Annotated in this window: 14 protein-coding genes; 1 reads left to right on the top strand and 13 read right to left on the bottom strand. The window is 46.8% G+C overall.

Annotation, left to right across the window (positions count from 1 at the left end; genetic code table 11):
• The 10 genes from aroC to mtrB all read right to left on the bottom strand — a co-directional run bounded on the left by aroC (window position 1) and on the right by mtrB (window position 8157).
• Window positions 1–1170 (bottom strand): chorismate synthase, encoded by a 1170-nt coding sequence (aroC, locus tag WFI24_RS22395; RefSeq protein ID WP_336764341.1) that lies wholly within the window; start codon window positions 1168–1170, stop codon window positions 1–3.
• Window positions 1171–1348: 178 nt separating this feature from the next.
• The gene (locus WFI24_RS22390) at window positions 1349–2143 is read right to left on the bottom strand and encodes a CheR family methyltransferase (RefSeq protein WP_145322482.1); all 795 of its coding nucleotides are present in this window, start codon (window positions 2141–2143) and stop codon (window positions 1349–1351) included.
• Window positions 2144–2168: 25 nt separating this feature from the next.
• Window positions 2169–2612 carry a nucleoside-diphosphate kinase gene (gene ndk, locus WFI24_RS22385; protein ID WP_017687704.1) on the bottom strand — a complete coding sequence of 148 codons (444 nt, stop codon included), beginning with the start codon at window positions 2610–2612 and terminating at the stop codon, window positions 2169–2171.
• 143 nt (window positions 2613–2755) lie between these two features.
• Window positions 2756–3730, bottom strand: a complete 975-nt coding sequence (locus WFI24_RS22380; protein WP_336764338.1) for a polyprenyl synthetase family protein — start codon at window positions 3728–3730, stop codon at window positions 2756–2758.
• Window positions 3731–4076: 346 nt separating this feature from the next.
• The gene (locus tag WFI24_RS22375; RefSeq protein WP_145322488.1) at window positions 4077–4697 is read right to left on the bottom strand and encodes a UbiX family flavin prenyltransferase; all 621 of its coding nucleotides are present in this window, start codon (window positions 4695–4697) and stop codon (window positions 4077–4079) included.
• Entirely contained in the window at window positions 4697–5563 is an 867-nt protein-coding gene (locus WFI24_RS22370) for a UbiA-like polyprenyltransferase (RefSeq protein WP_336764335.1), read from the bottom strand. Before WFI24_RS22370 ends, WFI24_RS22375 begins: the two co-directional genes overlap by 1 nt.
• Entirely contained in the window at window positions 5556–6284 is a 729-nt protein-coding gene (locus WFI24_RS22365) for a demethylmenaquinone methyltransferase (protein WP_336764332.1), read from the bottom strand. Before WFI24_RS22365 ends, WFI24_RS22370 begins: the two co-directional genes overlap by 8 nt.
• Before the next feature lie 14 nt (window positions 6285–6298).
• Entirely contained in the window at window positions 6299–7162 is an 864-nt protein-coding gene (locus WFI24_RS22360) for a heptaprenyl diphosphate synthase component 1 (RefSeq protein WP_336764330.1), read from the bottom strand.
• Window positions 7163–7263: 101 nt separating this feature from the next.
• A complete protein-coding gene (locus tag WFI24_RS22355; protein ID WP_336764328.1) occupies window positions 7264–7815 on the bottom strand; it encodes a hypothetical protein in 552 nt (183 codons plus the stop codon).
• 120 nt (window positions 7816–7935) lie between these two features.
• Window positions 7936–8157 carry a trp RNA-binding attenuation protein MtrB gene (gene mtrB / locus WFI24_RS22350; protein WP_017687697.1) on the bottom strand — a complete coding sequence of 74 codons (222 nt, stop codon included), beginning with the start codon at window positions 8155–8157 and terminating at the stop codon, window positions 7936–7938.
• A gap of 147 nt (window positions 8158–8304) precedes the next feature.
• Between mtrB and WFI24_RS22345 the strand changes: the two genes are divergently transcribed.
• The gene (locus tag WFI24_RS22345; RefSeq protein WP_186327808.1) at window positions 8305–8466 is read left to right on the top strand and encodes a hypothetical protein; all 162 of its coding nucleotides are present in this window, start codon (window positions 8305–8307) and stop codon (window positions 8464–8466) included.
• Window positions 8467–8532: 66 nt separating this feature from the next.
• Here WFI24_RS22345 and WFI24_RS22340 read toward each other — a convergent pair whose 3' ends face one another.
• The 3 genes from WFI24_RS22340 to WFI24_RS22330 form a co-directional block, all read right to left on the bottom strand.
• Window positions 8533–8805 (bottom strand): HU family DNA-binding protein, encoded by a 273-nt coding sequence (locus WFI24_RS22340; RefSeq protein ID WP_024630670.1) that lies wholly within the window; start codon window positions 8803–8805, stop codon window positions 8533–8535.
• 217 nt (window positions 8806–9022) lie between these two features.
• Window positions 9023–10009 carry an ABC transporter permease gene (locus tag WFI24_RS22335; protein WP_062835197.1) on the bottom strand — a complete coding sequence of 329 codons (987 nt, stop codon included), beginning with the start codon at window positions 10007–10009 and terminating at the stop codon, window positions 9023–9025.
• A complete protein-coding gene (locus WFI24_RS22330; protein ID WP_336764317.1) occupies window positions 10006–11523 on the bottom strand; it encodes a sugar ABC transporter ATP-binding protein in 1518 nt (505 codons plus the stop codon). Before WFI24_RS22330 ends, WFI24_RS22335 begins: the two co-directional genes overlap by 4 nt.
• Window positions 11524–11575 lie beyond the last annotated feature (52 nt).

Below are 11575 nucleotides of genomic sequence, written 5' to 3'. Positions count from 1 at the left end.
TTAGTAATTCTCCAGCTGAGCGTTATAGCTGGCAACGTTCGCACGGATCTCTTCCATCGAATCCCCGCCGAATTTCTCCAGGAATGCTTTGGCAATCTCCCACGCAACGACATGCTCCATAACCACACTTGCTGCGGGTACAGCACAAGCGTCTGAGCGCTCAACCTGAGCCGTAAATGCTTCTTTCGTATCAATATCGACACTTTGCAGTGGCTTATACAACGTTGGGATCGGCTTCATCACACCACGTACAACCACTGGCATACCGTTCGTCATCCCACCTTCGAATCCACCGAGACGGTTGGTTGCCCGGTGGTAACCGCGCTCATCCGTGTGCATGATCTCATCATGCACCTGTGAACCACGAATGACTCCGGCTTCGAATCCAATACCAATCTCTACACCTTTGAATGCATTAATGGACATTACGCCTTGAGCGATTCGTGCGTCCAGCTTGCGATCGTATTGAACATAACTTCCCAGACCAACAGGCACACCTTCAACAATACACTCTACAATTCCTCCAATGGAGTCACCTTCCTGTTTGATCTGGTCAATGTAGGCTTCCATCTTCTTCTCAGTCTCAGCATCTGTGACACGTACAGAGGAAGCTTCTGTCACTGCGATCAGTTCATCAATCGGAAGGTCATGGTAAGGAGCTACGATCTCTCCAATGCGAAGCACGCGCCCAGCTACCTTAATCCCGAATTCAGCCAGGAACTGACGTGCAATGGCACCACATGCCACACGTACCGTTGTCTCACGCGCACTGGAACGCTCCAGTACGTTACGCAAGTCTTTGAGATTATACTTGAGTCCACCGTTCAGATCGGCGTGTCCAGGACGCGGACGATGAACGCGACGTTTCTCTTCGTCACTGCCTTCGATCGGCTCAATATTCATAATATTCTGCCAATGTTTCCAGTCATTATTTTGAACAACCAGCGCTACTGGAGCACCTGTTGTATATCCGTGACGGATACCACCAACGAAATTGGCCTGATCCTTCTCGATCTGCATCCGACGTCCACGGCCATAACCCTTCTGGCGGCGGTGAAGCTGGAAATTCAGTTCTTCAAAGTTAATCGTCAAATTACTTGGCAATCCTTCAATAATAGCGGTCAATTGGGGTCCGTGCGTCTCCCCTGCGGTTAAATAGCGTAAACTCATAATACGTTCCCCCTTTAAACTGTTAAACTTCACATTGCTAAAATCCCATAATTTCTTTGCTTATTATAGTATAGCTGACCGGCTTTGACAAGAAAGTCGGCTCTTTCTTGTGCTTGATATACAAATAACCGCCTGAACACATGTACATGTGCTTCAGACGGCTCAACAACCAATATCATTATTTCTTCCGATAGAAGAATGTCTCTGCTGTCTCCAGACCATATTGTCCCGGGGAGAAGATCTGCTCCGTACTGCCCACAAACAAAATACCGCCTGGACGCAAACTTGCTGCAAATTTGTGATACAACAGGTTTTTGGCTTCCTCGGTAAAATAGATCATGACATTCCGGCACACAATCAGATCGTACCCATCGTCAAAACGGTCCACCAGCAAATTTTGTTTCATGAACTTGATTGAATTTTTGAGTTGCTCATCAATACGGTATACCAAGCCATCCTGCTTGAAGTAACGGTTCGCCGTTTCCTTTGGCACATCCTTAAGTGAGCGTTCCATATAACGCCCTTCCTTGGCTTTGGCCAATGCACCTTCATCCAGGTCGCTTGCTGTAATGGAGCTGTCCTTCAAAATACCCATCGTGTCCAGAATCATGGCAAGTGTATATGGTTCTTCACCTGTTGAACAGGCTGCACTCCACACTTTGACACGACGCTTGGAACCCAGCAGCTCAGGCAGGATCTCGTCCCGCAGTACTTCCCAACGATTGGGATTACGCCAGAATTCCGACACGTTAATCGTCATACGATCAAGGAACTCGTAGAACAATGATTTGTCTTTCTGCATAGCCTCAAAAAAGATAGAAAATGTATGAAACCCGTTTTTGTTGCGAAGTGTGGTCAGCCTTCTTTTCATCTGGCCTTCCTTGTATTGAGCAAGATCAATGCCTGTGCTCTCTTTGATTTTACGAATGAATCCGGTGTAATCCGGGTCTAGTAGTTGTTCTTGCTCCAGCATCGTGTATCACCCTTTTGGCTAATAATTACAACCAGGCTGCGATGCTCTTGTCGTATACCACCAGTTCATCTGAAGCAAAGAAATTTGCTGCTTCACGGGAAGCACTTTCCGGCGAATCTGCCCCATGAATCAGATTATGTGGTGTGTGGCTGGCGAAGTCTCCGCGAATGGTACCCGGAGCGGCTTCCTTCACATTGGTTTTTCCGATGACAATGCGGGCAAGCGCCACAATATCGTCCCCTTCCCACACCATGGCAAATACAGGCCCGGATGTGATAAAACGAACCAAATCATCGAAAAAAGGTTTGCCCTCATGTTCAGCATAATGGCGCTTTGCCTGATCCTCAGACATCTGTACCAATTTACCTGCCACCAACTTAAATCCTTTGTCTTCCAGACGGCTAATAATTCGACCGATCAAACCACGCTGCACACCATCCGGCTTCACCATCAAAAATGTACGATCCATCAGCTCACTCCTCACTCACGGTTCAAAGTTAATCACTATGTAAACGCAATCCCTCTGATTGTAACATACATGTCCAAATCCTCCCAATGAGGAATTTCACACATCTGTTTATCTGTGGTTGTGAGTCTTGGGTCATACAATGTTTAATGTGTACGTTTCACCACAAAATGAGCGATATCACGCAAATTTTTGGTCGTCTTGATGTTAGGCAGTTGATCCAGAGCATCGAGCGCTTTCTTCATATATCGGTCAGCAAGGGCTTCTGCTTTAGCAATTCCTTGACTTTGGCGAATCATTCCAATTGCATCCGATGCACTGGCCCGTCCTTCCTCATGCTGGACACGGGAAATCTCCTTCAGCAGAGGTTCACGCAGTTCAGGCTCTTGGAGCGCATACAGCACAGGAAGAGTGATATTCCCCTGCTTCATGTCACTGCCAGGTGGCTTGCCAAGTTGTTTCTCCGTACCTACCAGATCAAGTACATCATCTTGAATCTGGAAAGCCATCCCCACATTGTAGCCATAAGTATACAGCAGAGAAGATACATGCTCAGGGGCACGTGTGGCCAAAGCCCCTAACTGACAACTGACCGCAATCAGAAGTGCTGTTTTACGGCGAATCCGTAGCAAGTAATTACGAACACTTTGTCCCGTATTGAAAAAGTCCCGAATCTGCTCCATCTCACCGATGGACATCTGTACCATGGCTTTGGCAAGTATGCGATGAATAGCCGGGTCGGATAATCCGGAAGTCATTTCAAGTGCCTTACCGTAGATATAGTCTCCAGTGTACATGGCAATCCGATTATCCCATTTTGACTTCACCGTGGGTTTCCCACGACGTGTCTCCGCATTATCAATAACATCATCATGAACAAGGGAAGCGGAATGAATGAGTTCCAGCGGAACCGCAACCAACTTCAGACGTTCAATATCATATGTACCAAATTTCCCGCCAAGTAACACAAAAACGGGCCGCAACCGTTTTCCTCCTGCTTTGAGCAGATGAAGAGACGTTTCACTAAGCAGCTTCTGTTCTCCTCGAACACTGCGATACAACTCTTTCTCAATGTAATCCATGTCCTTTTTTAACAACCCGAAAATATCCAATAGTTTCATTCGTTCACCCGTATCAGCGTATTGTCAGTCCATAAATCCATGCTTACCTTCCCCTCCAGCAAGTCGGGCCTGCAGGCATCACGAAAAACCCGGCTTACCGTTCTTGCTTGTGTTCTTCTATAAGGTAATCTAACGTATTATTCTTCTTCGAATGTCATGGCCGACACCCGGAAATTAAACTCTGCGACTTGTTCTGAAACAAAAGTACAGAAGTTGCCGGAGCATGGGTCAAGACTGTGGTATAAGAAGACTAACCATCAGCACTCACCAATACCCCGGGATTCGGGGGACAACGACACCGTGCAACGCCTTGTCAAAAATGACAGCCGTGGATCGGACTCAATCGTTATCCCCGTTCATCCGGTTCTCCCCATCTTTTAAAAAGTTGATGTGGGATGCGCAAGCTATCCAGCACTTTCCCCACCAAAAACAGAATCAACTCATCCATACTCTGAGGCTTGTAATAAAAAGCAGGCATAGCTGGTATCATTCGTACACCAAGACGGGAGAGCTTCAACATGTTTTCCAGATGAATCGCATGAAGAGGCGTCTCACGTGGTACGAGGATCAGCGTCCTTCCTTCTTTCATCATGACATCAGCTGCGCGGGACATCAGATTATCCGAAGATCCTTGCGCGATGGATGAGAGAGTTCCCATGGAACAAGGCATGATAATCATGCCTTCGGCCAAATAAGAACCACTTGCGATGGAGGCCCCTATATCACTCACAGGATGATAGATCAGAGAACCGGCACGGTTGCCGAATTTTTCTTCCAGCACCGCGTCTCGATTCGTCACATCCCAGTCCATTTCTTCTTTCAGTACACGCCACCCTGCATTGGATATGACCAGATGAACGGTATAATCCAGATCAAGCAGCGTTTCAATTAATCGAATGCCATATATACTGCCACTCGCTCCGGTAATTCCGACAACCAGTCGTTTATTGTCCGGCTGCTGTACCATTACTTCACCGCCAGATCAATCAAAGTAAACGTAAATACGATTAAACTGAGCAAACTGTTCATGGTAAAGAATGCCGTTTGAACACGGCTCATATCATTAGGCGATACAATATAGTGTTGATAGAAAAGTATTCCATACGTAACCAACATGCCTGCGCCATACCACCAGCTCAGATCTGTCATTAACAATAACGCAAGAAAACCAACCGCTGTAACCACATGGAAGAACTTGGCGATCTGCAATGATTTGGCTAAGCCAAAACGGGAAGGTATGGAATGAAGACCCTCTCCCTGATCGAATTCCAGATCCTGACATGCATAGATAATATCAAAACCTGCTGTCCAGAACACAATCGTAACGTACAGCACAATCGCTGTCCAATCCATCGTACCCGTTACAGCTACCCAACCACCAAGTGGTGCCAAACCAATCGTCATTCCAAGAACGACGTGGCATAACCATGTGAATCGTTTGGTGTACGAATACAGCACCAGCATAAACACAGCAATCGGTAACAGTTGCATGGATAATACATTAAGATTGGATGAGGCCCAGAATAACAATATAAATGAGATGATGACGAATATAACCACTTCACCATTTTTCAACAGCCCTGCCGGGATGGCTCTCATCGCAGTACGCGGATTTTTACCATCAATGGCTTGGTCAATAATTCGGTTCAAACCGAAAGCTGCACTACGTGCACCGACCATCGCAAGTAATACCCAGATAATCTGCATCCAGGTTGGGAACGTACCGTTCACTACCATGGAGCCGAGGATGGCTCCCATAAATGCAAATGGTAAAGCAAAAAGCGTGTGTTCAATCTTGATCATTTCTAAAAAGATGCGAATTTTCCTAAACATGCTGATTCTCCTTGGTTCCAATATGCAGTGCCGCGATGCCTCCGGTCAGAGGGTAGGCCTGCACTTGCTGCAATCCGGTTTCTTCAAAAATGTCTGCCAGTTCCTTCCTTCCCGGAAAAATTGCCAGAGAGTCCGGCAGCCATTTGTATTGCTCAAAACTTTTAGCGAACACTTTGGCAAGATTCGGTAAAACCTTCTCAAAATAAAAATAATAAATGCCTTTGAATGGCTGCCATGTTGGCTTGGACAATTCCAGACAAACAACCATACCGCCCGGTTTTACCACACGTTGCATTTCAGACAACACTTGTCTGAGATCAGGTACATTGCGCAGACCGAACCCAATCGTCACATAATCAAATGAATTATCTTCAAAAGGAAGTGACATGGCATTCCCCTGTGTCAGAGTAATCTGCTTTTGACGCTGCACCGCATTGATCTTCGTCTGACCAACCTCCAGCATATTGCTGCTGAAATCAAGTCCGTGCATGTGCCCCGTTTCACTTGCCTCTGCCATGGCGAGCGTCCAGTCACATGTGCCGCAGCACAAATCAAGACCGGTATCGCCTTTGGACATATTCATCTTTTTCATCGTGAATTTACGCCAAGCCTTATGCCTGCGGAAACTCAGAATATCATTCATGACATCATACTTACCGGCTATACTCTGAAAAACCGAATGGACATATTCTTCTTTCGGTTTGGTCTCTCCGCTCCCCATTCGTCTGTCTCCCCTCAATCTTCCCTTACTGCCGCATGTGAAGGCTGCAAATATGTCAAGTAAGGTTCAAGTATTGCATGTAACTCATGCAAGCCCATTCGCCCTTCCTCGTCTTGCAACAACAGCTGAATGCGGTGTGTACACTTTCGAAGCTTGTCCAGCAGAGCTTCGCCAACCTTATACTTCATCACCATAGCGTTCCATGCGCGTGCATCCGGTTCAGACTGACGCAGCATAGTTCGCTCATCGTCATTCCCATGCTCGTATATATGCCAGAATGCATAGCTATGAAGAAATTGTTGTTCGTCATTCATCCGCTTCAGTTCTTCCACGATCGTCTCGCAGGAGCTGAATTCGGTCAACAGGCTGTTCCATAACGACTCTTCATTCTCTTGAACCATGCCTGTAAATGAAAGAAACAGCTGCATCCTCAGCTGTACCGTTTCACGCAAGTATTCATCAGCCGAAACGAGAAGCTTCTTCATCCGTTCATACAGCGTCATCTTGCGTGCGTTCACTTCGGAAACTGCACCACTAAGTTTGCCAATCATTTCAATTCTGCCCGCATGGGCAAGCAATTGATAAAAACGGCTACTAAAATAATCCCCGGCGAGCACATTCAGCTGACGCGAACGCATCTCCTGTTCTCTACGCTCTCCGGAAATGGTATCGATTCGATCATGCGTATCCATGGCCAACTGAACGAGCGAGGTTGCAAGAGCGTATAGCTCATGGTGCACCTTTTCGTCTGTGCGTCCCACAAATACCTGCAGCAGACGTGCCCGGCTATCCGGAAATGATGGGATTTCCGTATGTTGTCGAATCATGTCGTAATCCGTATATTTCTTTGCTAGTTGGGGTACGCGATATGAATTCATTCTCAGCCTCCGAGCCTATACATTGTTAAACCATTTCTGCACTACAATCTTATATATTATATCATATGTTGAACGGGCACGCACTGAATCCTGCTATTCTATTACCCCTGACTTGTCATTTCGAATTGCTTCTTCCAAAGTTCGGTCTCCATCAGATGAAACCAGTCCTTCAATTCATCCGAAAAGGTAGCGCTTTTCCAGCTCCGTAATGTTTCAATCGCATACAGGGGCCACTCTCCACGCCGAATATCAGCCGCAAGTAACAGATGTCTTTTATGCATCCATTCATCTTCTGCCATCACACGCAGCAGCACCTGTTCGACGTTATCCAGAGTCCGAAAACTCAGCTCCGCCACAGCTGCCATGTTCTCATAGATTTCAGTGTAACTCGTACCCGTGCCCTTTACCTTGAGGTCCAGTGTCAAAATGGACTGTTTCCATTCTACTCTCGCAATGGGCGTAGATAGCTGCATGGTGCTAAGCACATCTACGAGATTGTCCTCCGTTAGCTGGATTGGTTGATGTGATGCGGAGACTGGCTGAACGTTTTCCCCGCCTGATGTACGCATATGTAAGGTTTGTATTGCAACAAGCAGAAAGACCGCCGCAACCGTTGCCAGCATTGAAGCAGTAACAATCATCCGCGGTTTCATATACGCCTCCCTGCCTTTACCTGTTAGTGTAGTCTGTCCGGTAAAGGCTCATACCTCATTGTACAATGAAAAAAAGCAGGCTATGCCTGCAATCTTCATTTGATCGTATTCAACCGTCCATTACTCCGATTCAATCTGTCCATGCTTGGTAATCAGCGTGGCTTTGCCCCGGATTTTAATAGCTGAAGTATGAGTGGTAAACTGGGCAAACATTACTTCACCCTTGTCCAATTTTTCGGTGTGATGAAAACGTGTATCCTGACCTCGGGTTAATCCGATCACCTGGACACCATTTTCCTCTGCCTTAATTACAATATAATCATTGCCGGTTGGATGATCCATCACGCACGTCCCCTTTTCTAGTTCGATAGCGTTAATGATGAATAAGATTGTTTCATTTGTCAACCAGTGCCTTATGCGAATGAACCGCAAGAATCGGCTTTCCTCGGGTCATACTACAGTTGTATATCCACAGAAAGGAGAATCTGCATGAAGTACACCCCTGCCGCACTCACAGACGAGCATATTCATCAGTTAAAAGAAATTGAACAGCATCTGTCTGCAGCTGCTGGCGAAGAATTGATTCTCGTTGCTTATGCCGGGCAACCGGATGATCCTGAACCCTCGGATACCCGAAAGAATCATCATTAAAGGGCAAAAGAAAAGGCCGTGAACAAGTCACGGTCTTTTTGTCGACATATGGAATATGTAGAAATCTTATTTAATTCCGTCTTTGAGCGCTTTACCTGGTTTGAACGCAGGAATTTTGCTCGCAGGAATTTCGATTTCTTCACCTGTTTGCGGGTTGCGTCCTTTACGTGCAGAGCGCTCGCGAACTTCGAAGTTCCCAAAACCAACCAATTGTACTTTATCTCCGCTTTGAAGAGCCTCAGAGATTGCTTCGAATACGGCATCAACCGCTTTCGTTACATCTTTCTTGGACAATTCAGTCGCTTCGGATACGTGTGTAATCAAGTCTGATTTGTTCATTTGTTTTTCACCTCCTGAATCAATGTCCTGAATGTTATACTGTGTTTCCGTTTTATAGCGAAATATACGTTCATACGCAAAAAATCTACGTACATCTTGAGCGATGAACACAAATCTCCGCCAGCGGTCAACAGTCATTTTCGGCAGAATGTCGCCTGAAACCAAGGGCATTTCAGACGCCGAACAAATTTCATACTAATACAGACAGCCCACAATTTCAAGTCCGGTTGCGGTTTAAGACGTAAAATGTAACCGCCAGGGCAAGTACAAGAACCCCACCTTTTACAATATCATGCGTGAAATACTGTACGTTCATCATCGTCAATCCGTTCACAAGTACACCAATCAGAACCGAACCGATGAAGGTTCCGATGACATTGGGTTTACCCGCGCCAAATACAGAGAAACCGACAAATACAGCAGCTACGGATTCCATTAACAACGGTGATCCCGCATCAATCTGCCCGGACCCTACTTTGGAAGCATAGATGATACCACCGATTGCTGCAAACACTCCAGCGGCTACATAGGCGAGCGTACGCACCTTTTTTACCTTGATGCCGGATAGGCGCGCAGCTTCCTCATTACCACCTGTAATGTACATCTGGCGCCCATATTTCGTATACGTCAAAAAGATATGCACACCGATGACCGCAATAAGCAGCAGGATGACTGATATCGGCATACCCAGCCATTTACCCTGCCCTATAAGCAGAAATGTCGGGTCCATCTCTCCCGCAGCTTTGCTTCCATCAGGGAACTGCATGTGATTATAAATGGTGTATCCCTGTGCATACGTTTTGTGAATGCCTCCAATGATGTACATCGTGGCAAGGGTAGCTAACAGATCAGGAATACGCAGTTTCACAATCAGCAAAGCGTTCAGTAAACCAATAACAGCTCCAATGATCAGTGGCACGATAATTACGATTGCGAGCGGTTGCTGATACCAAATCATTAATGAAGCCGTAACGACGGTAGTTAATGAGACGGTCGCCCCTACGGAGAGATCAAACCCATCCACAATGAGAGATAACGTAACACCGATCGCTACAAACGTAACGATAGAGATCGAGCCCAAAATATCAGTTAAATTACTGTACGTAAAGAAATAAGGCAATTTAATGCCGAAAAATGCGATAACACCTATGATGACAATGATCGCCCCGTAACGGAACGCAAAATCCAGTGATTTATCCTTCATGATTGCACCTCTTGTCCACCGCTTGCATAGTATAGCAGCTGTTCTTGGTTAGTCTCGCCCCGCTTGAACTCTTTTACGATAACACCTTCGCACATGACGGCAATGCGGTCACCAATCCCCATGCCTTCATCCAGTTCACAGGTGAAATAGATTACGCCCTTGCCTGCCAATGCCAATTCATTGATGATGCGGAAAATGTCACTTTTCGCCCCAATATCCACACCCTTGGTTGGCTCATCAAATATAAATACATCTGCATCCGCATTAAGCCATTTACCAATGGCTACCTTCTGCTGATTACCACCGCTTAAATACTTTACTTCCTGTTTTACTGACGATGTCTTGATTCCGAGCTGTCTCACCAATGACTCTGCATTCTGACGCTCCCGTTTGCGGCTCACAAAGCCCAGTGTACTGAGGCGACTAAGCAAAGGCAGGCTTAAATTCCGTTCCACGTTCTCATGAATCAGAATTCCTTGTTTACGACGTTCCTCCGGTACAGAAACAATCCCTAGAGCCGCAGCATCCGCAGGCTGAGTCAGGCGGAGGTTACGGTTGTTAAGCCGGATCTCGCCTCCCTCCAGTCGATCTGCGCCAATGAGCAAGCGAGAGCTTTCCGTTTTACCAGCGCCTACGAGACCCACTACAGCGAGGACTTCACCCCGGCGTACAGACAGGTCAACACCCTTGACCTTCACTCCACGACGAAGCCCACGTGCCTCCAGTAACAGTTCTCCCACGGGTGCTTCCGTCTTCGGAAACTCTTCTTCGAATGGTTTGCCCAGCATCTGTGTAACCAAGTCGTTAATTGTCAGTCCTTTTGCTTCACCGGTAAATACATGTTGTCCATCTCTCATGACCGTAACGCGATCACAGTGACCTGTCACTTCAGCAAGGCGATGGGTAATGAAAATACAAGCTACACCCCGATCCTTCAGGTGATGAACGATTCGGAAAAATGCATCCGTTTCTTCCTGACTCAGCGGTGCAGTCGGTTCGTCAAAAATGATGACCTTGGCATCCTGAATCAAAATCCGTGCCAACAGTATCATCTGTTTCTCTGCAAGCGTCAGATCGGCCACTTTTTGGTGAACGGATATGTCTGCTCCTAATTGCTGCAACGCCTCAACCGCACGCTGTTGCAGCTTTCGTGGACTTTTCCACCAACCTCCAGCAGATGAAGCCAGCTGATCCAACATAATGTTCTCCGCAGCCGTCAGCTGTGGCACCAGTGCCGCATCCACTTCCTGATATACACAATGGATCCCACTTGCCTTCGCGTCTCCCGGAGAACCCAAGTGAAGCGCTTGACCACTCAACTGAATCGTACCCTGATCCAAATGATAGGCACCGGACAAAATTTTCATTAACGTGCTCTTACCGGCCCCATTGGCACCCAGCAGCGCATGAATCTCGCCGCCTTTTACAGAGAAATCCACATCCTTCAGTGCAGGAATGCCTGAAAACTGCTTGTGGATATGTTCCATTTGAAGCAGAATCGGTGCAGTGCTCATGACGTTAACCTCCAATCATTCCCTCACGGGAGTATCCCATTTCTCATCCAGA

This window comes from Paenibacillus sp. USHLN196, from assembly GCF_037144955.1.
Taxonomy (GTDB): Bacteria; Bacillota; Bacilli; order Paenibacillales; family Paenibacillaceae; genus Paenibacillus; species Paenibacillus xylanexedens_C.
The sequence above is the reverse complement of the archived record's forward strand: the minus strand, read 5'-3'. Positions and strand labels throughout refer to the sequence as shown.